Source organism: Actinomadura coerulea (assembly GCF_014208105.1).
Lineage (GTDB): Bacteria > Actinomycetota > Actinomycetes > Streptosporangiales > Streptosporangiaceae > Spirillospora > Spirillospora coerulea.
Genome location: NZ_JACHMQ010000001.1, coordinates 5,525,182 through 5,548,418, shown reverse-complemented (window position 1 = coordinate 5,548,418; position 23,237 = coordinate 5,525,182). Strand labels below are relative to the sequence as shown.

Below are 23,237 nucleotides of genomic sequence, written 5' to 3'. Positions count from 1 at the left end.
CCTGCGGGGGCCGGGACCGGCTGAGCCGTCCGCCCGGTGGCGCCCGCCCTGCTCTGCACGAGAGAAGGACCACGCCATGCCCGAGTGGACGATCGACACCACCGCCGGCGAGCTGCTGCGCCGCGAGCACGGCCGCGAGGACGGCGCCAGGATCACCGAGGGGTGGCCGGATCTCGACCTCGGCACCGCCTACCGGATCCAGGACGCCCTGCTCGACCGCAAGACGGGCGCCGGGCAGACCGTCGTCGGGGTGAAGCTCGGCCTGACCTCGCGTGCGAAGCAGCGGCGGATGGGCGTCGACGTCCCGCTGACCGGCTGGCTCACCGACGCGATGACCCTGGCGCCCGGCGAGCCGGTCGCCGTGGGGCAGTTCATCCACCCGCGCGTCGAACCCGAGATCGCCTTCGTCATGGGCGCGCGGCTGAGCGGCCCCGGCGTGACGGCGGAGCGGGCGATGAGCGCGGTCCGGAGCGTGCACGCCGGGTTCGAGGTCATCGACAGCCGCTACCGCGACTTCGACTTCGCCCTGCCGGACGTGGTCGCCGACAACGCCTCCGCCTGCCGGTTCGCCGTCTCCGGCAGCGCCGTCCCGCCCGACGGCCTGGACCTGGCGGAGGAGTCCTGCCGGCTGAGCGTCGACGGCGAGACCGTCGACACCGCGACCGGTGCCGCCGTCCTGGGCCACCCGGCCAACGCCCTCGCGCTCGCCGCCAACGGGCTGGCCGAGCGGGGCCTGGCCATCGAACCCGGCTGGATCATCCTCACCGGCGGACTCACCGACGCCGTCCCCCTGCACCCCGGCAGCACCGTCTCCGTGGCGTTCGACTCACTCGGAGCCCTGTCACTCACCGGAACCCGCTAACGCCCCTCCGCGCCCAGCGCGCCTTCGCCCAGGAGTACCGACATGTCCTTCTTCCAACGCGGCATCCCACGCGGCCGCCGCAGGCGCCTCACACCGCTCGTCGCGGGCGCGGCCACCGCCGTGCTGGGGCTGACGGCCCTCACCGGCTGCGGCTCCGACTCCGGCGGGGAGGCCTCCGCCTCCGGCACGGCGGAGGTGAAGCTCGGGGTCATCCCCATCATCGACATCGCCCCGGTGAAGCTCGGGATCAGCAAGGGCGTCTTCGCCCGGCACAGGCTGAACGTCACCACGCAGGACGCCCAGGGCGGCGCCGCCATCGTCCCCGCCGTGGTCAGCGGCGACTTCCAGTTCGGGTACTCCAACCTCGTCAGCCTGCTCGTCGCCCGCGAGAAGGGCGTCCCGGTGACGATGGTCTCCGTCGGCGCCCGCGCCTCCGCGGACCCGGTGAAGGACGGATCCGGGCAGCTGATGACCGCGAACTCCGGGATCGCCGAGGTGGGCGACCTGAAGGGCAAGAAGATCGCGATCAACACCCTGAAGGGCATCAACGAGGTCGCCGTCGCGTCGGTCCTCAAGAAGAACGGGCTGGCGGCCGGCGACGTCACGCTGGTGGAGGTGCCCATCCCCAACATGCCGGCCGCCCTGAAGGCCGGCCAGGTGGACGCCGCGATGCTCAGCGAGCCGTTCATCACGGTCGCCCAGCGGCAGGGCGCGAAGCCGCTGCCGGTCAGCTACGCCGCGATGGGCGCGAACCTGCCGTTCGCCGGCTGGTTCACCTCCAAGCAGTACGCGGCCAAGAACCCCGACGTCGTGAAGCGGTTCTCCGCCGCGCTGAAGGAGTCCCTCCAGTACGCCGAGCAGCACCCGGACGAGGCGCGGGCCGCGCTGAACGGCTACCTGAAGCTTGACCCGGGGCTCAGCGACAAGGTCACCCTGCCCGGCTGGAACCCGGAGGCGGGGCAGGCCGAGATCGCGCCGCTCGCCCAGCTCACCGTCGACACCGGCCTGATCGGCAGCACCCGTCCGCTGGACGAGCTGTTCGCCCGGTGACGGGGCGAGTGACATGACGAGGACATCATGCTGACCAGGAGCCGGCGGTGGGCGGGAGCCGTGCCCGACCCGCTCCTCGGCCTGCTCGGAGCCGCCGCCTTCGCCGCCCTCCTCGAGGTGCTGCCGAGGACGGGCGCGGTCTCGCCGGACGAGCTGCCCCCGTTCAGCGCCATCGTCCGGGCGCTGGCCGCCGAGGCCGGCAGCTCCGGGTTCTGGGGCGCGCTGCTCGACACGCTCAGGGGCTGGGGATACGGGCTCGCCATCGCGGTCGCGGCCGGCCTGAGCCTGGGTCTGCTGATCGGCAGCGTCCCGGTCCTGCGGGAGGCGACCGCCTCGACGATCGAGTTCCTGCGCCCGATCCCCTCGGTCGCCCTCGTCCCGCTGGCCGTGCTGCTCTACGGCACGCGGCTCGGCTCCACGCTCCTGCTGGTGGTGTACGCCGCGAGCTGGCCCGTCCTGGTGCAGGCGATCCACGGGGTGCAGGACGTCGACCCCGTCGCCCGGGAGACCGCGGCCGCCTACCGGTTCACCCGGTGGGGCCGGCTGCGGTACCTGGTCTGGCCGACCGCCCTGCCGTACCTGCTGACAGGTGTGCGGCTCGCCGCCTCGGTGGCCCTGGTCCTGGCCGTCGCGGGCGAGCTGATCATCGGGTCCCCGGGGCTCGGCAGCGCGATCGGGCTGGCCCAGGCGAGCAACGCCGTCGCCGAGATGTACGCGCTGATCTTCGTCACCGGCGCGCTCGGAGTCTGCGTGAACCTGCTGACCCGGGCGCTGGAGCGGCGCGTGCTGGCCTGGCACGCGTCGATGCGGACGGAGGTGCCGGCATGAGGACCGTGCTCCGCGGCGCCGGACGGCTCGGCTACCTGCTGGGCCTGCCCGCCGTGCTGCTGACCCTCTGGTGGGTGTCGACCGCTTCGAGCACCGACTTCTACTTCCCGCCGCTGCGCACGATCCTGAGCGCGTTCGGCGAGACGTGGTTCTCCGCTCGCATCGTGGACGACGTGCTCCCCAGCGTCGCCCGCCTGGCGGCCGGGTACCTCGGCGCGGTGGCGCTGGGCGTGACGATCGGCGTCCTGCTGGGATCCAGCCGCCGGGTGAGGCTGCTGGCCGAGCCGGTGCTGGAGTTCTTCCGCGCCGTCCCGCCGCCCGTCCTGATCCCGGTGCTGATGCTGTTCGTCGGCATCGGCGACACCATGAAGATCACCGTCATCGTCATCGGGTCGATGTGGCCGGTGCTGCTCAACACCGCCGAGGGCGTGCGCGCGATCGACGAGGTGCTGGCCGACACGGCCCGCTCCTACGGCCTGACCGGAGCCGCCCGGCTGCGCCGCCTGGTGCTGCCGGCCGCCTCCCCGCAGATCGTCACCGGCATGCGGCAGGCGCTGTCGATCTCGATCATCCTCATGGTGATCAGCGAGATGTTCGCCAGTTCCAGCGGCCTCGGCTACACGATCGTGCAGTTCCAGCGCGGGTTCGAGATCCCCGAGATGTGGAGCGGGATCCTGCTGCTCGGCCTCCTGGGGTTCCTGCTGTCGCTGCTGTTCGGGCGCTTCGAGGCCCGGGCGCTGCGCTGGTACCGGGGGTGGCGCCAAGCCCAGAAGGGAAAGTCATGACCGGCACGGATATCGCGTCCCCCACCGCGGTGGGCACAGGAAGCGGCTCGGCTCTGCTCGACGTGCGGGGGCTGAGGAAGACCTACCAGACGTCCGGCCGCACCGTGGAGGCGGTGCGCGACCTCACGTTCGGGATCGCCGCGGGCGAACTGGCCTGCATCGTGGGGCCGTCGGGGGCCGGCAAGACGACCCTGCTGAAGTGCGTCGCCGGCCTCCTGACCCCGAGCGGCGGAGAGGTGGTGCTGGAGGGCCGTCCGGTGCTGCGGCCGCCGGAGAACATGGCGGTGGTCTTCCAGGAGTACGGGCGGAGCCTGTTCCCCTGGCTGTCCGTCGCGCAGAACATCGAGCTGCCGCTGAAGCAGAAGAAGGTGCCCAAGCGGCGGCGCGGCGAGCTGGTGGCCGAGGCGCTGGAATCGGTCGGCCTGGCGGACGCGGCGGGCGCCTACCCCTGGCAGCTCTCCGGCGGGATGCAGCAGCGGGTGGCGATCGCCCGCGCCATCGCCTACGAGCCGGCCGTGTTGATCATGGACGAGCCGTTCGCCGCCGTGGACGCCCAGACCCGCGCGGAGCTGGAGGACCTCACCCGCGAGCTGTGGCGGCGACTCCGCATGACGGTGCTGTTCGTCACCCATGACATCGAGGAGGCGGTCTACCTGGGCCAGCGGGTGCTGGTGCTCTCCGCGGCCCCCACGGTGGTCATGGACGACACCGTGATCGACCTGCCCGCGGAGCGCGAGCAGCTCGCGACGCGCTCCGATCCGCGCTTCGCGGAGCTCCGCGCGCACGTCTACTCGCAGGTGCAGCGGGCCAAGACCTACCACCGCGCCGACCGCGCCCGCCCCGCCGCCGGACCGGGGGAGGGCGGCGATGGATGACGCCGACCGCGACGTCCTCGCCGGAACGCTGGCGGAGCTGACCTGGCACGAGGTCGAGACGGCCGCCCGGTCGGGCGCCGTGCTGCTCTGGGCGTTCGGCGTGATCGAGCAGCACGGCCCGCACCTGCCGACGGGGACGGACGTCTACCTGCCCATGGCCCGGCTGCACGCCGTCCGGGCGCTGCTGGCCGAGCGCGGCGTCCAGGCGCTGATCGTGCCGCCCTACTACTGGGGCGTCAACGTGGTGTCGGGGGCGTTCCCCGCGTCCTACGGCGTGCGGCCCGAGCTGATGCGGGAGGTCATGGTCGACCTGCTCGCCGGGATGGCCCGCGACGGCTTCGGGCACGTGTTCTGCTTCTCCGGGCACGGCGACGCGCTGCACAACCGCACCGTCCACGACGGTGTCAAGGCCGCCTGCGAACGCACGGCGGCGGACGCGAGTTTCGTGACCGAGCCGGCGCTGGCCCGGCGCATCGGCCTCGACCCGGACGATCCGTACCTGACCCTCTACGGCCCGGACGAGGGCCCGCCCGAGGGACCGGTCGACGTCCACGCGGGGCGCTGGGAGACGTCCCTGATGATGCACACCCACCCGCGGCTGGTGCGCGAGGAGGTCCGCGCGCTGCTGGAGCCCAGCGGCCTCGGCCCCGACGAACTGGCCGTCTGGCGCCGGGGCCACGAGCACGCGCGCCGCGTCACCCCGGACGGCTACCTCGGCGACCCGGCCGCGGCCAGCGCCGGCGAAGGACACCGCACCCAGACCGCCGCCGCCGAGCAGGCCGCCGACGCGATCGCGCGGCGCGTCCGGCGGAGCGCCCAGGCCCACCCCCAGACAGGACGGAGGAACCATGGCTGAGATCAGCGTCGCCATGGCCGCGAGCCACGCTCCCGGCCTCACCGGCTGGTTCGACAAGGCCCCCGAGGCCGACCGCAGGACCGTGCTCGCGGCCTACGCCGAGATCCACGCCGCCATCGTGGAGTCCCGCACCGACGTGCTCCTCGTCATCGCGAACGATCACATCGCGAACGGGCTGGTCAGCGACTACGCGAACTTCACCTTCGGCCTGGCCGACCGGCACACCGGTCCCGACGAGTGGTTCAAGCCCTGGCTGCGCGTCGCGGACTACGACCTGCCCGGGCGCCCGGACGTCGCCGAGGCCCTGTACGAGAGCGTCAAGGACAGCGCTCCGCGCGTGCGCGCGGTCCGCGAGAACCTCCGCTACGACGACAACCTCTCCGTCCCGGTGACCATGGCGGATCTCGTCTCGACGGGCGTGGCGGTCGTCCCCGTGCTCCAGAACTGCACGGTGCCCCCCGTCCCGGACGAGCGCGTCTGCTACGCGCTCGGCGAGACGCTCGGCGAGGCCATCCGCACCCGGCTGCCCGCGGGGCTGCGGGTCGGGCTGCTCGGCTCGGGCGGCCTCTCCCACGAGCCGGGCGGGCCCCGCTACATGGAGATCGACGAGAAGTTCGACCGCTGGTGGATGGACCTGCTGGTCGAGGGCGACCACGAGAAGGTCCTCACCGACGCGACGTTCGAGCGGATGGAGGAGGCGGGCTCCGGCGGCACCGCGGAACTGCTGTCCTGGATGGTCGTCATGGGCGCCGTCGGCCCGCGCCCGTGCAAGGCGCTGGGCTACGCGGCCGTCGAGCAGTGGCGCTGCGGATTCGGAGCGGTCCGCTGGGACCTTTCATGACCTCGCCGCCTACACGAATGGACGACCCGGAAATGGCACTCGAATACTTCGACCCGCTGCTGCGGACCAACGACCTGGTGCAGGAACTGAAATGGGACCGCGAGCTGCGGGCCCGGTTCGAGTCGTCCGAGAAGGAGGTGCTGGACGCCTATCCGCTCACCGCCGAGGAACGCACGGCGATCCTGGACCGGGACTTCCGGAAGCTGTTCGAACTCGGCCTGCACCCCTACCTGCTCTCCCAGCTCGCACGGCTGATCTACGGGACGGGCGAGACGGCGGGCACCTCCGGCGCCGCGACCGCGCTGCTCAGGTCCCTGCTGGGAGACCGGTACGACTCCTACATGGCCGAGCGTGGTGAGTAAGGCCGTGCCCCTCGGAGACGTGACCGGGCGCGGGCCCGGCCCGCGGACGCCGGTCATCGACGTTCACACGCACGCGATGCCGATGCCGCTGCTGCGGCACCTGGAGCGCCGGGGGCTGGCCGACCTGTCCCGCGCCGCGGAGCGCGTGCTGAACCTCGACCCGGCGATCTGCGGGCTCGCGCCGGGATCACCCATTCCGCTCGCTCCCGAACAGCACGACATGGAGCGCCGCCTGGCCTCCCTCACCACGATGGGGGTGGACCACCAGGTCGTCGCCGCGCCCCCGTTCCTGTTCGCCTCCGAGTCCGACGACGACCGGCTCACGCTGGAGGTCACCCGCCTGGCCAACGACGCGCTCGCCGAGTTCGTCGCCGGTTCCGGGGGCCGGCTGTCCGGCCTGGCGACCGTCCCGGTCGGGCACCCGGGCGCGGCGGACGAGCTGGCCCGCTGCCTGGACGAGCTCGGCATGGCGGGTGCCACCATGGGCACCTTCGGCGGCGGGCGGGAACTCGACGACCCGGTCAACGAGGAACTGTGGCGGGCCCTCGCCGCACGGCGCTGCTTCACGCTGCTGCACCCGAGCCGCGTCTCCTCCCGCGACCGGCTGGCCGACTACCACCTGGTCCAGCTGCTCGGCTATCCCATGGAGACCGCGCTGGCGACGTCCAGGCTCGTCTTCGGCGGTGTGCTGGACCGGCACGACCTGGTCCTCTGCCTCGCGCACGGCGGCGGGTGCGTCCCCGCCGTCAGCGGACGCCTCGACCTGGGCTGGCGGCGCAAGCCGGTCGCGCGGGTGACGAGCCGCACGCCGAGCGACTACCTGCGCCGGCTCCTGTACGACACGGCGGTCTTCGACACCGGGGCGCTCGGCCGGCTGGTCAAGGACATGACGGCCGGCCACGTGCTCCTGGGCACCGACACCCCGTTCGACCTCGTCGACCACGACCCCTTGCGGACCGTGCGCGCGTTGGGAGTGGACGCCGGGCAGGAGACCGCCATCCTGGGAGGCAACGCCGCGCGTCTGCTCGGACTGCGCGTCGCCCGGCCGGACCCGGACGGCCGGGGCGAAGGACCCTCCGCTCCCCCCATCCCACTTGAAGGACACCCCACATGAGCACCGACAAGGCCGCGACCGAGCTGCCCCGGCTCTCCCTCGCCGAGACCGTCGCCAGGCGGATCGAGGCGCGGATCGCCGAGGACGCCCTCGCCCTCGGCCACCGCCTCGGCACCCGGGACAGCCTGCGCCGCGAGTTCGACGTGGCCGCCGGGACGCTCAACGAGGCGGTCCGGCTGCTGACGGCGCGCGGCACGATCTCCGTCCGCCCCGGCCCCAAGGGCGGGATCTTCGTCGCGTCCCCGCCGCCGCTGGTGCGCCTGGGCCGCAAGATGCTCGAACTCAGCGGGGACTCGGTCTCGGTCTCCGACTGCCTCGTCATGCGCGAGGCGCTGGAACCGCTGCTCGCGCGGGAGGCCATGCGGCACCGCACCGAAGGCGACGTCGCGGACCTGCGCCGGCTGGCCGAGGCGATGGCCGCGGCCGTGGAGAGCGACTCCGAGGACGGTGTCGGGTATCTCGCCGCCAACTGGGCCCTGCACCGCCGGATCGCCGAGATAACGCCGAACAAGGTCCTTCAGCACACCTACATCTCGCTGCTGGAGTTCGTGGAGAACAGGTTGCGCGGGGTCACCTCCAACGAGCCGTCCACGAAGTACGTGGACGGACCGGCCGTCCACAAGGAGCTGGTGGAGGCCATCGCGGCCGACGACCCCGACCGCCTGGACGCCGCCGTCGCGGCGCACGCCGCGCTCACCGCCACCCGCCGAGGCGTCACATGAGCGCCCCGCAGACGGCCCTGCTCGTCATCGACATGCAGAACGACTACTGCCATCCCGACGGCGTGTTCGCCCAGGCCGGGCTTCGCGTCACCGGACTGGACGGTCTCGTCGGGCACGTCAACACCCTCGCCGCCGCCGCCCGCTCCGCGGGCCGTCCCGTCATCTGGGTGCGGATGGAGTGGGCGGAGGACGCCGACGTGGGGTTGCTGGCCGAGCGGAGCCCGTTCCTGCGCGCGAGCGGGCTGAGGCGTGGAACGTGGGGCGGCGAACTGGTCGCCGGACTCGACCGGGCGCCGGGCGACCACGAGATCACCAAGCCGCGCTTCGACGCCTTCCACCGCACCGGGCTGGACGGGCTGCTGCAGGATCTCGGCGTCGGCACGATCGTGGTGGCCGGTGTGCGCACCGACTTCTGCGTCGAGTCCACCGTCCGCGCCGCCTTCTTCCGCGACCTGCGCGCGGTCGTGGCGAGGGAGGCGGTCGCCGGGTACTTCGAGGACCTGCACCTCGGCAGCCTCCGGCTGATGGGCACCGTCTTCGCCGAGGTCGTCTCCGTGGACGAGGCGGCCGGCGCGCTGGCCGGGGCCGCCCGGACGCCGGGAGGCCCCCGGTGCCCCTGATCGAGGTGACCCTGGTCGCCGGACGGCCGCCGGAGCAGCTGCGCGAACTCATCACCCGCCTGACGGCGGCCGCCGAGGCGGCCACCGGGGCACCCCGAGCCAACATCCGCGTCATCCTCCGCGAGGTGCCCGCCGCTCACTGGGCCGCCGGAGACGTGACCATCGAGGAACGCAACGAGGAACAGCCATGAAACTGATCCCCCACGTCATCGACGGCCGGGAGACCGCGTCCCCCCGGGACGACCGCTTCGCCACCGTCGACCCCTACACCCGGAAGCCCTGGGCGGAGGTGGCGCTCGGCGGCATGGAGGAGGCCGGGCTCGCCGTCACGGCCGCGCGCCGCGCCTTCGACGAGGGGCCCTGGCCGCGCATGGGGTACGCCGAACGGGGCGCGATCCTGCACAGGCTGGCCGACCTGGTCGAGGCCAACCTCGACGAACTGGCCCTGGCCGACACCACCGACATGGGCAAGCCCATCTCCGACACCCGCGGCAAGGACGTGCCCCGGTCGGCCTACAACTTCCGGTTCTTCGCCGACCACGCGCGCCTGTCGGCCGCCGAGGCCCTGCCCATGGACAGCGGCCACCACGCCTACACCCGCTTCGAACCGGCCGGTGTCGTCGCCGCCATCGCGCCGTGGAACTTCCCCCTCATGCTGGAGACCTGGAAGATCGCCCCGGCGCTGGCGTGGGGCAACACGGTGGTGCTGAAGCCGGCCGAGCAGACCCCCGCCTCCGCGGCCCTGCTGGCGAGGCTGGCGCTGGAGGCCGGGATGCCGCCCGGCGTGCTGAACGTCGTCCACGGCTACGGGCCCGGCTCCGTCGGCGAGGCGCTGACCAGGGACCCGCGCGTCGACCGCATCACCTTCACCGGGGAGTCCGCCACCGGCCGCGCCATCGCCTCCGCCGCGGCGGCGAACCTCACCCCGGTCAGCTTCGAGCTCGGGGGCAAGGGCGCCAACCTCGTGTTCGCCGACGCCGACCTCGACCTCGCCGTCTCCTGGTCCATCAAGGCGATCTTCAGCAACGCCGGGCAGGTCTGCCTGGCCGGCAGCCGCCTGTTCGTCCAGCGCGAGGTGTACCAGGAGTTCCTGGACCGCTTCGTCGCCGCGGCCGAGGCCCTCGTGCCCGGGGACCCCAGGGACCCCGCGACGCAGCTCGGCCCCCTCGCCTCCGAGGAGCACTACGCGAAGGTGATGGCCTACCTCGACGGCGTGCCCGGCGAGGGCGGCAAGATCGCCACCGGTGGCGCGGGCGCCGAGGGGCTGTTCGTCCGGCCGACCGTGGTCGTCGACGCCCCCGCGACCGCGCGCGTGCGCCGGGAGGAGATCTTCGGTCCGGTCGCCGTGGTCACGCCCTTCGACACCGAGAACGAGGCCGTGGCCGCCGCCAACGACACGCCGTACGGCCTGAACGCGATGGTGTTCACGGAGAACCTCTCCCGGGCCCACCGCGTGTCGGCGGCCCTGAAGGCCGGCACGGTGTGGACGAACTGCTTCTTCGTCCGCGACCTGCGCGCGCCGTTCGGAGGGGTCGGCGACTCCGGCCTCGGCCGCGAAGGCGGCACCTACAGCCGCGAGTTCTTCACCGAGCCCAAGGCCGTGGTCATGGCGATCGATCCGAACGGCTGAGGGGCGGAGCCGGGCGCGACCGCCGGAGCAGGGCCGGCACGGTGACCGCGGACCGCCGGGCCGCCGTCAGAGGTTCACGCGGTAGACGGTCGGGGGGCGGCCCGCATCCGGAACCGGAATCCGCCCGAAGGCCCGGTCGGTTTCCGCTGGACGCCGAAATGCCGACAGACCCGGCCGTTTCCTCTATTGGCATTCCTAGGGCCGGGTCACCCAGCGGAAAGCGGTGGTCCAACGGCCTGGACCGGCTCGCGATTCTGATCAGGATCCGGTCTGCGGAGCGTCAGAGTCTTGTCGGTTTTATGGCGTTTTTGTATGTTCACTGAAACCGGGGGAAGTTCGTTGTCCCGCCGTCCGCCGCCGACTCGGGTCCCGGGCCCGCGGCGCCGGCCGCCGATCTTCCGAGGAGACGCCATGTCCGACGTCAAACGCCGCGATCTGCTCGCCGGTGTCGCGGCCCTCACCGGGTTCGCGACCGTCGGCCTGCTTCCGGGGACCGCCTCCGCCGCGACCCGGCGGCGCCCCGGCGCCCTCCTGCCGCCGTCCCTCACCCCCGGCGACAGGGCGGTGGTCGCCCGCGTCGACGCCCGGCGGGCGATGCGGCACCTCAGAGTGCTCAGCGACGAGATCGGCTGGCGCATCGCCGGCACGCCGTCGGAGCACCGGGCCGCCCGCTACGTCGCCGGCAGCCTGCGCGATCTCGGCTACACGGTCGAACTCCAGCCCTTCCCGGTCGCCGACAAGTATCTGGCGGAGATCCGGTCCCGGGGCGAGCGGGCCTGGCAGTGCAGCGCCTCCCCGCAAGGGGCCGTCGCCTCGGTGGACGGCACGGTGGTGGACGCCGGCCGGGTCACCGAGGTCACCGGTGACGCGCGCGGCCGGCTGGTCCTGTTCGACCGGATACCCGGCATGGAGACCGAGCAGGCCAAGGCCGCCGCGGGCGCGGGTGCCGCGGCGGCGCTCATCGTCAACGCGCGGTCGGTCACCTACCCCGAGCGCAAGGCCGGCTGCTTCGTCCCGGTGCTGAAGGAGACGGTCGCGATCCCGGTGCTGGGCCTGGCCGAGTACCACGGCGAGCGGGTCCGCGCCGGTGCCCGCCGCCTGTCCTTCGAGGTCACCCACCACTCGGGCCTGACCTCGTACAACGTCCTGGCCGAGCGGAAGGCGTCGTTCCCCAACCCCGCGGGCAAGGCCGTCATCGTCAGCGCCCACTACGACAGCGTCCCCGGGTCCCCCGGCGCCAACGACGACGGCAGTGGAACCGTGCTGTGCCTGGAACTGGCGCGCGCGCTGAAGCGGCTGCCGACCCAGCAGGCGATCCGCGTCTGCCTGTGGGGTTCGGAGGAGAACGGCCTGGTCGGTGCCCGGCACTACGTCAAGCAACTCGACGAGGAGGGCGTCGCGCGGATCACCGGCTGCTTCCAGAACGACATGGTCGCCACCAGCCATCCGCCCGCGGGAACGTACTGGCTGCTGTCCGTGGACGGCGCGGACAACACCACCACGGCCGCGGTGAACGCCGCCGCGAAGCGGCTCGGCTACTCCGACCAGGCCAAGGGCCCCACCGCCCGGGGCTCCAGCGACCACGAGGCCTTCTACGAGCGCGGCATCCCGGCGGGCAACTTCAGCTGGCGCGGCGGTGAGGCGCCCAGCCAGCTGGAGCCCCTCTACCACACCCCCGAGGACACGATCTCCCAGAACGTCAGCCTGGAGCGGTTGCAGGTGTCCCTCGAACTGATCGGCTGCGCCCTCTACGACGTGGCACGCCGCAAGTAGCGGCAACGGCGTCAGCCGAGCGGGTCGCTCCACCAGGCGGCCGTGTCGGGCGGGAGGACCGCTTCCCCGCCTTCCGTACGGATCGGCTCGCTGCTCAGCAGGAGCGAGCGGCGGGCCGGGATCTGGACGCTCCGGTCTCCGGTGTTCACCGCGCACAGCATCCGAGGGCCGCCGGACGGGCCGCCGCGCTCGAACGCCAGGCAGCCCGGCGGCGCGTCCAGCCAGCGCAGCTCCCCGTCGCCCAGCGCCGGATGGCCGCGCCGGATCCGGAGGGCCCGGCGGTAGAGGCTCAGCATGGACAGGTCGTCGTCCCGCTGCGCCTCCACGGTGATCGACTTCCATTCGGGCGGGGACGGCAGCCAGCCGCCGCCCGGCCCGAACCCGAACGGGGGCTCGGTGCCCGACCAGGGCATCGGCACGCGGCAGCCGTCCCGGCCTCCCTTGAGGCTTTCCAGCTGCGGGTCGGTCAGCAGCTCGGCCGGGATGTCGAGCACCTCGGGCAGACCGAGCTCCTCTCCCTGGTACACGTACGCCGAGCCGGGCAGCGCCAGGGTGAGCAGCGCCGCCGCCCGGGCCCGCCGCCTGCCGGGTTCGCCGTCGCCGTAGCGGGTGACGTGCCGCTGGACGTCGTGGTTGGACAGCACCCAGGTGGTGGGCGCGCCGACCGAGCCCGTCGAGGCCAGGGAGTTCTCGATCACCGAGCGCAGCGCGCCGGCGTCCCAGCCGGTCCTCATGTAGTCGAAGTTGAACACCTGGTGGAGCTCGTCCGGCCGCACGTAGTTGGCCAGACGGTCGAGCGAGGGCGCCCACGCCTCCGCGACCCCGATCCGCTCTCCGGGGTAGGAGTCGAGCAGCCGCCGCCAGCCCCGATGGATGTCGTGCACCCCGTCCTGGTCGAAGTACGGCACCTTGCCGCGTCCCAGCAGCCGCGACTGGGGCGCGTCGCCGACGTCGGGCAGGCCCGCCGCCTTGACCATGCCGTGTGCCACATCGACGCGGAATCCGTCGGCCCCCATGTCCAGCCAGAACCGCAGGACGTCCTCGAACTCGGCGCGCACCTCCGGGTGCTCCCAGTTCAGGTCGGGCTGCTGCGGAGCGAACAGGTGCAGGTACCACTGCCCGTCGGGCAGCCGGGTCCAGGCGGGGCCTCCGAAGACCGACTCCCAGTCGTTGGGCGGCAGCTCACCGGCGGCTCCTCGCCCCGGCCGGAAGACGTAGCGCTCCCGCGCCGGACCGCGGATCCCGGCGGCCAGCGCCTCTTGAAACCAGACATGCTGGTCGGAGGTGTGGTTGGGCACGATGTCGACGATGACGCGCAGCCCCAGTCCGTGCGCGTCCTCGATCAGGCCGGCGGCGTCGGCGAGCGTGCCGAACGTCGGATCCACCGAGCGGTAGTCCGCGACGTCGTAGCCGCCGTCGACCATCGGCGAGGCGTAGAACGGCGTGATCCACAACGCGTCCACGCCGAGCGCGGCCAGATAGGGGAGCCGGCTGCGGATTCCGTTCAGGTCGCCGACGCCGTCCCCGTCGGCATCGGCGAAGCTGCGGACATAGATCTGGTAGATGACCGCGTCACGCCACCAGCGCGTATCGCCCGCCGGAAGGCCTGATGACTCCGCAGGGCTCCCCACTCCGCGCGTCGGTGAAGGAGGCCTCGATGACAGATGCATAAGAGGGACTGTCTGGAGAGCCGTCCGATGCGCAGAAACGATGCCCGCCACACCAGCAGCGCGGCGATGGTTCGAGGGCGGCTACGTCACCGGCGCCTACCACGTCCGCGACCCCGAGAAGCTGTCCCGTGTGGAACAGGAGACCACCCTGAGCCGCTGAGGCCGGAACCCCGCGACGCTCACCGCGGAGTGGGCCTAGCACTACCCCCATTGACGTCCTGCCCCTACGGCCCGGCGGGTCCCCCGGGCCGAGCATGGGTGTCATCGGCCCCCGGGAAGCGCCCGGTTCCGGCCGCACGAAGGGGTGATGGACACATGAGCGGGTCCAGGACTCGAACCACGGCACTGGGCGCCGCGCTCGCCCTCGCCGGTACGTGGGCCCCGGCGATGCCGGCCCACGCTTTCGCCGGGCACCGGCCCGCCGTGCAGAGGATCCGGTCTTCCGGCACCACGGAACTGACCTCCGGCTGGGCGATCCGGTCGTCCGCCGACACGAGCGACACCGGTGCCGAGATCTCCAAGCCGGACTACTCGACGAAGGGCTGGCTGCCGCTGTCCCGGCCCCAGACGCTGATGGCGGGCCTGCTGGAGAACGGCCGGTACCCGAACATCTTCCACAACGACAACATGGCGAAGGTCCCGGCCGGCCAGTTCGACGTGAACTGGTGGTACCGCGAGCAACTCACCGTCCACCCCCGGAAGGGCGGCCGCACGTCCCTCGTGATGAACGGCGTCTCCGGGAAGGCCGACCTCTGGATCAACGGGAAGAAGATCGCCGGAGGCGTGCAGCTCCAGGGCTCGTACGCCCGGCTGGAATACGACATCACGCCCTACGTCCGGGACGGGGCGAACGCCATCGCGCTCGACGTCTCCCGCAACGACGCCGACATCACCAAGTTCGACACGCCCATGCGGTACCTGACCCAGAACCAGGTCGACTGGAACCCCATGGCGCCCGACCAGAACACGGGCCTCCAGTACGCGCCGCAGATCGTCCAGGAGGGCCCGGTCTCGGTCCGCGACACCCACGTCCTCCAGGACGACGCCCGTGACCTCTCCACCGCCGACCTGACCGTCAAGGCCGACGTGCGCAACAACACCGCCTCGGCGCAGCGGGTCCTCGTGTCCGGCACGGTCACGCACGGCTCCACCCGCGTCGCCTGCAAGGTCACGGTCACGGTCCCCGCGCACGCGACCCGCACGGTCGCGCTCACCAAGGCGGACTGCCCCGGCCTGCACCTGGACCATCCGGCCGTGTGGTGGCCCTACCAGATGGGCGATCAGCCGATGTACCACCTCGCGCTGGACGCGTCCGTGGGCGGGGCGGTGTCCAGCGCCGCCGCCGAGGACTTCGGCATCCGGACGGTGACGTCGCGGCTCACCAGGCCCGTCCCCGGCAAGACCCACGGCAAGGACGGCTACCGGCAGTTCGCCATCAACGGCAAGCCGCTGGTCGTCCGCGGCGCCGGATGGTCACCGGACCTCTTCCTGCGCTACTCCCCGTCCAACGTCTCCGACCAGATCTCCTACATCCGGAACATGGGCCTCAACGCCGTCCGGTTCGAGGGCAACTTCCCACCCGACGACATGTTCGCCCAGCTGGACCGGGCGGGCGTCCTCGCCATGCCGGGCTGGCAGTGCTGCGCCCTCTGGGAGGGCAAGTCGTCGACCTGGCCGGACGCCGTCAAGGCCAACGCGTCCAACCAGGCGGGCACGATGGCGGAGCGGCTCCGCGACCACCCGAGCGTCTTCACCTTCTTCCAGGGCAGCGACGACGCGCCCGACCCGGAGAAGGAGGCCCTCTACCTGAAGGCGTTCGAGCAGGCCGACTTCCGGCTCCCGCAGGTCGCCGCGGCGGAGTACAAGTCGTCGCCCAAGCTCGGACCGGCCGGCACCAAGGAGGGCGGCTACAACTACTTCCCGCCCAACGCCCTGTGGAACAACAGGCGGGAGACCGTCAACACCGACGACCCGACGCTCAGCATGACCGGCAGCGCCTGGGGATTCGACACCGAGGTCAGCACCGGCAACACCATCCCGACGCAGGACTCCCTGAACCGCTTCCTCCCCCCGGGCGAGCAGAAGAAGATCTGGGACCCGGCGACCGCGAAGGGCCAGACCGCCGGCCAGGACATGTACCACACGTTCTTCTACGCCGACTACACGCGCCTGTCACGGATGGGCGTCTACAACACCCCGCTCTGGCACCGGTACGGCCCCTGGAAGGACGCCTCTTCGTACCAGAAGACCGTCCAGCTCGGTCAGTACGAGGTCACCCGCGCGCAGTTCGAGTCGTACATCGGCAACTCCACCGACAAGGCGAACCCGAGCACCGGAATCATCTACTGGATGCTGAACAAGGCGTGGCCGTCGCTCCAGTGGAGCATGTACGGCTCCGACTTCGACCAGCCGGGCGTCTACTTCGGCGCGAAGAAGGCCAACGAGCCGGTGCACGTCATGTACTCCTACGACGACGGCTCCATCAAGGTCGCCAACCTGACCGGCGCCCGCCAGGACGGCCTGCGCGCCACCGCGCAGATCATCGACCTGGACGGCAGGGTCCGCGCCACCGCCACCGCGCCCGTCGGGTCGCTGGGCAGCCAGGACGTACGGACCGTCCTGCGCCCGAAGGTCCCGGCCGGCATCTCCGGAACCTACTTCGAGAAGCTCACCCTCACCCGCGGCTCCGAGGTCGTCAGCCGCAACGTGTACTGGCTCTCGACGAAGGCCGACAAGGTCGACTGGCCGAAGACGCACGCGCCCGGCCAGTACACCCCGTCCAACGGGTTCGCGGTCTTCCAGAAGGACGGCTACGCCGACCTGACCGGCCTGCGCGCCCTCAAGCCCGCCGACATCGAGGTCCAGGCCGCCACCCACCGCGAGGGCCGCGAGATGGTGACGAGCGTGACCGTCCGCAACGTCGGGCACGGCGGCGCTCCGGCCCTGTTCACCCGGGCCGACCTGTTCGCCGGCGGCAGGCAGGTGCTGCCGATCCGCTGGAGCGACAACGACGTGACGCTCTGGCCCGGCGAGCAGCAGACCATCACCGCCCGTTACTCCGCCACGTTCGCCAAGCCCGACGTTCGCGTCAACGGCTTCAACGTCCCGACTCGAACCCACCACGCCGCCTGACCGGCACGAACGGCCGGATGGGGACCAACCCCCATCCGGCCGTTGCGCCGTGCGCTACCTGGGTCGGGCTAGGCCGTCGCGGGAGCCTCGGCCCTGCGGTGCGCGGGGGCGGGCCGGCTCTGCTCGCGGGTGTGCGGGAAGAGGGCGAGCCAGATCAGCGCCGCACCCGCCGGCAGGAGGTCCAGGTCGGCCGCGATGCCCACGAAGGCCAGGACGAGCAGGACGGGACTGGCGGCGACCGCCCAGCGCCGGGGGCCGACGACCGCGTGCTGGACGAGCAGCGCGGTCAGGCCCAGCATGAACAGCACCGGCCCGATCTCGTAGAGCGCCTGGGGGAGGACGGCCGGGACGTCCGCGTACCGGTCGGAGAGCGCGCTCTTCTCGGCGGCGTCCGCCGCCCGCAGGCCGACGACGATGTCGATGATCGCGACACGGACGAAGGTGACGAGCCCGACGGCGGCCACCGCGGTGAGGGCGCCGGCGGTGATCCGGCGTGCCCTGCCGCGCTCCGCGGCCGGCATGCGCCCCCACAGGCCCGCGATCACCGATCCGTACAGCAGCAGCGACCCCAGGAAGAGCAGGTGGCCCACCGTCCAGGCGGGTCCGGGCCCGTGCTGCCCGTCGCGGCCGTCGATCAGCCGGACGACGCCGTAGGCGAGCATGAGGGCGGGGGCGAGATGGAAGGCGATCCTGGTCATGAGCGGTTCTCCCGGAGGTCGAGGCTTGCGTCCCTGCCTTATCGATCTTCAGGGAGAGCGGTGGTCCGGGGGATCGCCGCCGCGGGGGGTCTTCGGGCATCGGTGGCGCGGGGGAGAACCGGGGCGCGGCTCCCTCGTGCGAGGGAGCCGCCCCTCAGGAGGGCTCGATCAGCCGGGTCTCGTACGCGGCGATCACCGCCTGGGTGCGGTCGCGGATGCCGAGCTTGGCCAGGACGTTGCTCACGTGGGTCTTCACGGTGTGCTCGCTGACGACCATGGCCGCGGCGATCTCCGCGTTCGACAGGCCCCGGCCCAGCAGGCGCAGGGTCTCGCGCTCCCGTTCGGTCAGGACCGACAGGCGGTCGGAGACCGCCGCCCCGGCGCGCGGGCGGTTGCGCGTGATGTCGGCGATCAGGCGGCGGGTGACGGTGGGCGCGAGCAGCGACTCCCCCATCGCCACCACCCGGACCGCGTGCACGAGGTCGTCGCGGCGCACGTCCTTGAGCAGGAACCCGCTCGCCCCGGCGTAGAGCGCGTCGTACACGTAGTCGTCCTGGTCGAACGTGGTGAGCATGACCACGCGGGTCCGGGTCTCGGCGCACACGACCTTCGCGGCCTCGATGCCGTCCATGCCCGGCATGCGGATGTCGAGCAGCGCGACGTCGGGGTCGTGCTCGCCCACGGCGGCGATCGCGGCGGCGCCGTGGTCCGCCTCGCCCACCACCTCGATGTCGGGCTGCGCGTCCAGGATCATCGCGAAGCCGGTGCGGACGAGCTCCTGGTCGTCGGCCAGCACCACCCGGATCACGCGGCCACCGTCGCGGCGCAGGGCAGGGTCGCCGAGACCCGGAACCCGCCGCCCGGCAGGGGACCGGCCTCGGCCGCGCCGCCGCAGGCGGCGGCGCGTTCACCGATGCCGATGAGGCCGTCGCCGCCCCGCCGCCAGCCGTCGGCTCCGTCCCGGCCCCGCCCGTCGTCGGTCACCGTGATCTCCAGTTCGTGGTCGGTCCAGCGGAGCAGGACCTCGGCCGCCCGCGCGCCGGCGTGCTTCACCGTGTTGGTGAGCGCCTCCTGCACGATGCGGTACGCCGCCAGGTCGGCGTCGGCGGCCAGCTCGCGGCGCACGCCCTCGACCGTGAGCCGCACGTTCACCTGGGTGCGGTTGACGTGCTCGACCAGGCCGGGCAACGCGCCGATGGTCGGCTGAGGCGCGCGTACGCCGTGGTCCTGCTCCTTCTTCAGCACGCCCAGCGTGCGGCGCAGCTGGGCCATCGCGTCCCGGCCGGCGTCGGCGATCGCGTCGAAGACCCGTTCGGCCTGGGCGGGATCGGTGTGGACGACCACCGGACCCGCCTCCGCCTGGACGACCATGAGGCTGACGGCGTGCGCGAGCACGTCGTGCATGTCGCGGGCGATGCGGGCCCGTTCCTCCGCCGCCGCGCGCGCCGCCTCGGCCTGGCGTTCGCGTTCGAGCGCCTCGCGTTCGCGTTCGAGCTGCGAGGAACGCTCGACCAGCGCGTTCGACCGCTCCCGCGCGGTCCGCGCCAACGTGCCGAGCAGGAACGCCGTCATGGGCAGCAGCAGCGTGAACATGAACTCGCCCGCGTCGTTGTTCTTGACGAGCAGCGCGCCGGGCGGGATCGACGCCACGATCACGCCGATGAAACCCCACCGCTGCCAGCGGTGCCGCCCCAGGTCGGCGAGGGTGTAGATGGCCACCAGCGCGCCGTACTGCAGCATCTGGCCCGGCCGGTGGTGCAGCGACACCCCCATGGCGAAGCACGCGACCACCAGCGCGACCGCGAACGGCGCCCGGCGCCGCCACACGAGCGGGACGACCGTGCCGAGGTTGAACACCACGCCGAGCGGCGTCACCTCGGGCGCCGTGGCGAACGGCACGAACACCGGGACGGCGACCGCCGCGGCGACCAGCACGTCCCCGGGGCGGACGCCACCCCCGCGCCGCCGCAGCCACCCGGGGGGACCGAGACCGCACAACCGATCTGACATCCCCCCAGTATCGGCTGGTGCGCGGCATGCCCACCTCGCTCGCGCGAGGGATCTTCACGGGCTCTACTCGTGGGTGCCGACCACCGCGTCGCCGGGTCGGTGGCGCAGCAGGGCCAAGGTGGGCAGGAGCGTGGCGGCCAGGACGAGCGCGAGGGCGCCCCCGACGACCGCCGCGGCGCTCCACCAGGGTCCCGCCGGGGTCACCGATCCCAGCACGCTCAGGCTGAGCGGCATCAGCGTCGTCGCCGCGATCAGCGCGCCGAGGAGGACGCCCGCGGCGGAGACCAGGACGGCCTCGATCGCCATCATCTGCATGACCTGCCGGCGGGTGGCGCCGACGAGCCGGAGCAGCGAGAAGTCGCGCCGTCTCTCGACGGCGGCGAGGACCTGGGAGTTGACGAGGGCGATGGCCGCGTAGCCGACGACGACGGCGAGCACCAGATACGCCATCCACGCCTGGGTGTCGTCCTGGTCCTGCCGGGCGAGGGAGAGCGTCTCGCGGTCCGCGACGTGGAGTCCGGGGTGCTGTCCGGCCAGCGCGGACAGCGTCGCCGCCAGTTCGGCCCGGTCCGTTCCGAGCCGGGCGCTCACCATGATCTGCGGGACGGGGCCGGAGTCGGTGTGCCCGATGAGGACCGACGCGGGCAGCAACGCGGTCTCGTAGCCCCGCCTGCCGTTCACGGTGGCGACCAGTTTCAGCTTGACCCGCGTGCCGTCGCCGAGCCGCATCGGGACGAGGTCGCCGAGCTCGCGGCCGCTGGCGTACCGGGTCGGCAGGGCGACGGTGTCGCCGTGCAGCGCGTCCAGGGCGCCGCTGGCCGCGCGGTACGCGGTCGTCTGGGTGATCCCTTCGGGGGTGATTCCCAGCAGCGACATGGCGGGGACGTCTGGCGCCCCCTCGCCCCCATCCCCCTCGGCCACGACGGGATCTGCCAGTTCTTCGGGCTCGATGAAGCCGAGGCTGGTGATCTGGGCGGTGGCGGCCGCGACTCCCGGCTGCGCCCTGACCGTGTCGACCAGGTCCAGCGGCAGGCCGGGCTCTGAGGTGACCGCGAGGTCGGCCCGTAGGTTCTCCTCGAACGCCTTGTCCGATCCGCTGGACTGAGTGGTCTGCATGTAGGTGAGGGCAAGCGCCAACCCGGTGGCGAGCATGACCGGCAGCACCGCACCGGTGAGCCGGGTGATGCGCGCCCTGGCGTTGGCGGTGGCGAGACGGCCGGCGTTCCCGGACACGGCGCGCACCGGCCGGTGCATCATCGCTGTGACGGCCCTGGCGAGAACGGGGCCGAGCAGCCCGAACCCGGCCGTCCACACCATCGCCGCCGGGGTCGCGACCCCCGCCGCATCCGGTCCGTCCGCGCCCGCGGTGCCCACCGCGAGTGCGGCGCCGCCGCCGAGGAAGAGGACGGCGAGCACGAGGCGGACACGGCTGAACCGGCGCCGCCCCAGGGAGGCCTCGGCCAGCGCCTCGGTCGGCCGGGTGCGCGCCGCGCCGTGGGCCGCGATGAACGCGGCACCGAGCGCGACGAGCAGCGCGGACGCCACCCCGACGATCAGCGGGCCGCTGCCGGCGCGGTACACGATCGTGTCCGGCACCACGCCGGCGCCGGCGAAGGCACCGAGCAGCCACCTGCCCGCGTACGGGCCGGCCGGCCAGGCCAGCGCGGTGGCGGCCACGGCCAGGAGCATCGTTTCGCCGACGACCAGCCGGCGCAGCTGCCCCGGGGTGGTGCCGATCGCGCGGAGCAGGGCCATCTCCCGCTGCCGCTGCTGGATCGACAGGCCCAGGGTGGCGGCGATGACGAACACGGTGACCATGGCCGACAGGCCGCCGAACGCGGCCGCGAGCGCCACCAGGTCGTCACCGTCGGAGACGACATCCGGGTCCTCGGCCCGGCCGCGCTCGTCACCGGTCAGCACCGAGATCTGCCGGCCCGCGACGGACTTCTCCACGGCTTTCCGGACGTGCCCGACGTCGGCTCCCGCGGCGACGAACACCCCGATGGCGCCGACCATGCCCGGACGGCCCGCCGCCGCGGCGGCCTCGGCATCGGAGACGAACACGCTCCCGTCGCCGGTGACCAGCCCCGAGATCTCGTACCGCTGGGCGGCCCCGCGCACGACCAGTTCGACCTGCCCGCCGGGCCGCAGCCCGGCCCGTTCGGCCAGGCGTGCGTCCACCACGACCTGGCCGGGTCCGGAGGGCGGCGCCCCCGTCTCGATCTTGTACTGCGCGAGCCGGGCCGACGACCAGCCGTGGCCGGTCACCGGCACACCGGCCCGGGGCCCCCGCGCCAACGAGCTCTGGAACGACACGTCCGGCGCGACGGCGGCGACGCCCGGGACCGCCGCGAGCTCCCCGGCCAGCCGCGCGTCCAGGGGGACCCGCTCGGGGAAGACCTCGTCGGACGCCGTGCCGTGGTACCGCTGATCGCCGGTGACCACGATCGGCGCGGCGGTCAGCCGCTGAGGCGGCGCCGCGCTGTGCACGCCGGTCTCCAGCAACCCGCCGCAGCCCATCACGATCGCCGCGCCCAGGAACATCGCGACGAACGACGCGAGGAGACCGGCCTTGTGGAAGCGCAGGGTGCGCAGCGCGATCCGGATCACCGGGCACCGCCCTGCGCGACCAGCTCGCCGGCCCGCGCGCCGAGGCGGGTCATGCGCGCGGCGACCTCCTCGACCGTGGGCCGGTCCAGCGAGCCCGCGATCCGGCCGTCGGACAGGAACAGCACACGGTCGGCGTGCGCGGCGGCCACCGGGTCGTGGGTGACCATCACCACCGTCTGTTCCGCCTTTTGGACGGCCTCCCGCAGCAGCGACAGCACCTCACGCGCCGTACGGGTGTCCAACGCGCCGGTCGGCTCGTCACCGAAGACCACGGCCGGCCGGGTGATCAGGGCCCGCGCGATGGCGACGCGCTGCTGCTGCCCGCCCGACAGCTCCCCGGGTCTGCTCCCGCGGCGAGCGGCCAGGCCGACCCGCTCGATCACGTCGTCCACCTCGGCTTTCTCGGGTCTGCGCCCTGCCAGCCGGAGCGGCAGCGTGACGTTGTCCACCACGCTCAACGCGGGCAGCAGGTTGAACGACTGGAAGACGAAGCCGACCCGCCGGCGGTGGAGCCGGGTCAACGCCCGCTCTCCGAGCGTCGACAGATCCACACCGTCCAGCCGGACGGTCCCCGAGGTCGGCCTGTCGAGCCCGGCCGCGCACTGCAGGAAGGTGCTCTTCCCCGAGCCGGAAGGGCCCATCACCGCTGTGAAGGTGGCCCGCCGCAAGCCGATGCTCACCTCGTCGAGAGCGGTCACGGTGGTCGTCGATCGGCCGTAGACCTTGCGCACGGCATCGAACCGCACGACGTCCTGGGATGGGGGAGTCGAGTTTCCGTTCATGGTGTGTCCCTAGGGGG

At 72.8% G+C, this 23,237-nt stretch carries 21 protein-coding genes; 15 read left to right on the top strand and 6 right to left on the bottom strand.

The features are described 5' to 3' along the window. The first annotated feature begins 76 nt into the window (after window positions 1–76). The 14 genes from BKA00_RS25475 (at window position 77) to BKA00_RS25410 (ending at window position 12,318) form a co-directional block, all read left to right on the top strand. Complete coding sequence (locus BKA00_RS25475; protein ID WP_185028924.1) at window positions 77–862, top strand: 2-keto-4-pentenoate hydratase; 786 nt, start codon at window positions 77–79, stop codon at window positions 860–862. A gap of 42 nt (window positions 863–904) precedes the next feature. Beyond that, entirely contained in the window at window positions 905–1,912 is a 1,008-nt protein-coding gene (locus tag BKA00_RS25470) for an ABC transporter substrate-binding protein (protein WP_221493289.1), read from the top strand. Between the two features lie 27 nt (window positions 1,913–1,939). Further along, window positions 1,940–2,740: an ABC transporter permease gene (locus tag BKA00_RS25465; RefSeq protein WP_185028922.1), complete on the top strand. Its 801-nt coding sequence runs from the start codon at window positions 1,940–1,942 to the stop codon at window positions 2,738–2,740. Continuing rightward, window positions 2,737–3,525, top strand: coding sequence for an ABC transporter permease (locus BKA00_RS25460; protein ID WP_185028920.1), 789 nt, complete (start codon window positions 2,737–2,739; stop codon window positions 3,523–3,525). The genes BKA00_RS25465 and BKA00_RS25460 overlap by 4 nt, the downstream gene beginning before the upstream one ends. Next, window positions 3,522–4,400: an ABC transporter ATP-binding protein gene (locus BKA00_RS25455; RefSeq protein ID WP_185028918.1), complete on the top strand. Its 879-nt coding sequence runs from the start codon at window positions 3,522–3,524 to the stop codon at window positions 4,398–4,400. Before BKA00_RS25460 ends, BKA00_RS25455 begins: the two co-directional genes overlap by 4 nt. Further along, entirely contained in the window at window positions 4,393–5,256 is an 864-nt protein-coding gene (locus tag BKA00_RS25450; protein WP_185028916.1) for a creatininase family protein, read from the top strand. Before BKA00_RS25455 ends, BKA00_RS25450 begins: the two co-directional genes overlap by 8 nt. Beyond that, a complete protein-coding gene (locus BKA00_RS25445) occupies window positions 5,249–6,097 on the top strand; it encodes a DODA-type extradiol aromatic ring-opening family dioxygenase (RefSeq protein WP_185028915.1) in 849 nt (282 codons plus the stop codon). Before BKA00_RS25450 ends, BKA00_RS25445 begins: the two co-directional genes overlap by 8 nt. A 32-nt stretch (window positions 6,098–6,129) precedes the next feature. Further along, window positions 6,130–6,459, top strand: coding sequence for an extradiol ring-cleavage dioxygenase (locus BKA00_RS25440; protein WP_185028913.1), 330 nt, complete (start codon window positions 6,130–6,132; stop codon window positions 6,457–6,459). Between the two features lie 4 nt (window positions 6,460–6,463). Beyond that, the gene (locus tag BKA00_RS25435) at window positions 6,464–7,573 is read left to right on the top strand and encodes an amidohydrolase family protein (protein ID WP_230299160.1); all 1,110 of its coding nucleotides are present in this window, start codon (window positions 6,464–6,466) and stop codon (window positions 7,571–7,573) included. Further along, the gene (locus BKA00_RS25430; protein WP_185028911.1) at window positions 7,570–8,295 is read left to right on the top strand and encodes a FadR/GntR family transcriptional regulator; all 726 of its coding nucleotides are present in this window, start codon (window positions 7,570–7,572) and stop codon (window positions 8,293–8,295) included. Before BKA00_RS25435 ends, BKA00_RS25430 begins: the two co-directional genes overlap by 4 nt. Continuing rightward, window positions 8,292–8,915, top strand: coding sequence for a cysteine hydrolase family protein (locus BKA00_RS25425; protein ID WP_185028909.1), 624 nt, complete (start codon window positions 8,292–8,294; stop codon window positions 8,913–8,915). The genes BKA00_RS25430 and BKA00_RS25425 overlap by 4 nt, the downstream gene beginning before the upstream one ends. Continuing rightward, window positions 8,906–9,106, top strand: coding sequence for a 2-hydroxymuconate tautomerase (locus tag BKA00_RS25420; RefSeq protein ID WP_185028907.1), 201 nt, complete (start codon window positions 8,906–8,908; stop codon window positions 9,104–9,106). The genes BKA00_RS25425 and BKA00_RS25420 overlap by 10 nt, the downstream gene beginning before the upstream one ends. Then, window positions 9,103–10,545, top strand: a complete 1,443-nt coding sequence (locus BKA00_RS25415) for an aldehyde dehydrogenase (RefSeq protein ID WP_185028905.1) — start codon at window positions 9,103–9,105, stop codon at window positions 10,543–10,545. Before BKA00_RS25420 ends, BKA00_RS25415 begins: the two co-directional genes overlap by 4 nt. A gap of 411 nt (window positions 10,546–10,956) precedes the next feature. Beyond that, window positions 10,957–12,318 carry a M20/M25/M40 family metallo-hydrolase gene (locus BKA00_RS25410; RefSeq protein WP_185028903.1) on the top strand — a complete coding sequence of 454 codons (1,362 nt, stop codon included), beginning with the start codon at window positions 10,957–10,959 and terminating at the stop codon, window positions 12,316–12,318. 11 nt (window positions 12,319–12,329) lie between these two features. Here BKA00_RS25410 and BKA00_RS25405 read toward each other — a convergent pair whose 3' ends face one another. Continuing rightward, the gene (locus BKA00_RS25405; RefSeq protein ID WP_185028901.1) at window positions 12,330–13,988 is read right to left on the bottom strand and encodes a glycoside hydrolase family 13 protein; all 1,659 of its coding nucleotides are present in this window, start codon (window positions 13,986–13,988) and stop codon (window positions 12,330–12,332) included. 315 nt (window positions 13,989–14,303) lie between these two features. On the opposite strand from BKA00_RS25405, the gene BKA00_RS25400 reads away from it, so the two are divergent. Then, window positions 14,304–17,120: a glycoside hydrolase family 2 protein gene (locus BKA00_RS25400; protein WP_185028899.1), complete on the top strand. Its 2,817-nt coding sequence runs from the start codon at window positions 14,304–14,306 to the stop codon at window positions 17,118–17,120. A gap of 68 nt (window positions 17,121–17,188) precedes the next feature. Here BKA00_RS25400 and BKA00_RS25395 read toward each other — a convergent pair whose 3' ends face one another. The 5 genes from BKA00_RS25395 to BKA00_RS25375 all read right to left on the bottom strand — a co-directional run bounded on the left by BKA00_RS25395 (window position 17,189) and on the right by BKA00_RS25375 (window position 23,220). Beyond that, window positions 17,189–17,818 carry a hypothetical protein gene (locus tag BKA00_RS25395; protein WP_185028897.1) on the bottom strand — a complete coding sequence of 210 codons (630 nt, stop codon included), beginning with the start codon at window positions 17,816–17,818 and terminating at the stop codon, window positions 17,189–17,191. 154 nt (window positions 17,819–17,972) lie between these two features. Next, entirely contained in the window at window positions 17,973–18,626 is a 654-nt protein-coding gene (locus BKA00_RS25390) for a response regulator (protein WP_185028895.1), read from the bottom strand. Further along, window positions 18,623–19,828, bottom strand: a complete 1,206-nt coding sequence (locus BKA00_RS25385) for a sensor histidine kinase (RefSeq protein ID WP_185028893.1) — start codon at window positions 19,826–19,828, stop codon at window positions 18,623–18,625. Before BKA00_RS25385 ends, BKA00_RS25390 begins: the two co-directional genes overlap by 4 nt. A 63-nt stretch (window positions 19,829–19,891) precedes the next feature. Continuing rightward, entirely contained in the window at window positions 19,892–22,438 is a 2,547-nt protein-coding gene (locus BKA00_RS40595; protein WP_185028891.1) for an FtsX-like permease family protein, read from the bottom strand. Then, window positions 22,435–23,220: an ABC transporter ATP-binding protein gene (locus BKA00_RS25375; protein ID WP_185028889.1), complete on the bottom strand. Its 786-nt coding sequence runs from the start codon at window positions 23,218–23,220 to the stop codon at window positions 22,435–22,437. Before BKA00_RS25375 ends, BKA00_RS40595 begins: the two co-directional genes overlap by 4 nt. Window positions 23,221–23,237 lie beyond the last annotated feature (17 nt).

Bases quoted from the DNA above. Each gene is read 5' to 3' on its own strand.
- BKA00_RS25475 (WP_185028924.1), top strand. From the start codon at position 77: ATGCCCGAGTGGACGATCGACACCACCGCCGGCGAGCTGCTGCGCCGC.
- BKA00_RS25415 (WP_185028905.1), top strand. From the start codon at position 9,103: ATGAAACTGATCCCCCACGTCATCGACGGCCGGGAGACCGCGTCCCCC.
- BKA00_RS25440 (WP_185028913.1), top strand. From the start codon at position 6,130: ATGGCACTCGAATACTTCGACCCGCTGCTGCGGACCAACGACCTGGTG.
- BKA00_RS25425 (WP_185028909.1), top strand. From the start codon at position 8,292: ATGAGCGCCCCGCAGACGGCCCTGCTCGTCATCGACATGCAGAACGAC.
- BKA00_RS25470 (WP_221493289.1), top strand. From the start codon at position 905: ATGTCCTTCTTCCAACGCGGCATCCCACGCGGCCGCCGCAGGCGCCTC.
- BKA00_RS25430 (WP_185028911.1), top strand. From the start codon at position 7,570: ATGAGCACCGACAAGGCCGCGACCGAGCTGCCCCGGCTCTCCCTCGCC.
- BKA00_RS25445 (WP_185028915.1), top strand. From the start codon at position 5,249: ATGGCTGAGATCAGCGTCGCCATGGCCGCGAGCCACGCTCCCGGCCTC.
- BKA00_RS25400 (WP_185028899.1), top strand. From the start codon at position 14,304: ATGAGCGGGTCCAGGACTCGAACCACGGCACTGGGCGCCGCGCTCGCC.
- BKA00_RS25410 (WP_185028903.1), top strand. From the start codon at position 10,957: ATGTCCGACGTCAAACGCCGCGATCTGCTCGCCGGTGTCGCGGCCCTC.
- BKA00_RS25375 (WP_185028889.1), bottom strand. From the start codon at position 23,220: ATGAACGGAAACTCGACTCCCCCATCCCAGGACGTCGTGCGGTTCGAT.
- BKA00_RS25395 (WP_185028897.1), bottom strand. From the start codon at position 17,818: ATGACCAGGATCGCCTTCCATCTCGCCCCCGCCCTCATGCTCGCCTAC.
- BKA00_RS25450 (WP_185028916.1), top strand. From the start codon at position 4,393: ATGGATGACGCCGACCGCGACGTCCTCGCCGGAACGCTGGCGGAGCTG.
- BKA00_RS25455 (WP_185028918.1), top strand. From the start codon at position 3,522: ATGACCGGCACGGATATCGCGTCCCCCACCGCGGTGGGCACAGGAAGC.
- BKA00_RS25405 (WP_185028901.1), bottom strand. From the start codon at position 13,988: ATGCATCTGTCATCGAGGCCTCCTTCACCGACGCGCGGAGTGGGGAGC.
- BKA00_RS25460 (WP_185028920.1), top strand. From the start codon at position 2,737: ATGAGGACCGTGCTCCGCGGCGCCGGACGGCTCGGCTACCTGCTGGGC.
- BKA00_RS25465 (WP_185028922.1), top strand. From the start codon at position 1,940: ATGCTGACCAGGAGCCGGCGGTGGGCGGGAGCCGTGCCCGACCCGCTC.
- BKA00_RS25385 (WP_185028893.1), bottom strand. From the start codon at position 19,828: ATGTCAGATCGGTTGTGCGGTCTCGGTCCCCCCGGGTGGCTGCGGCGG.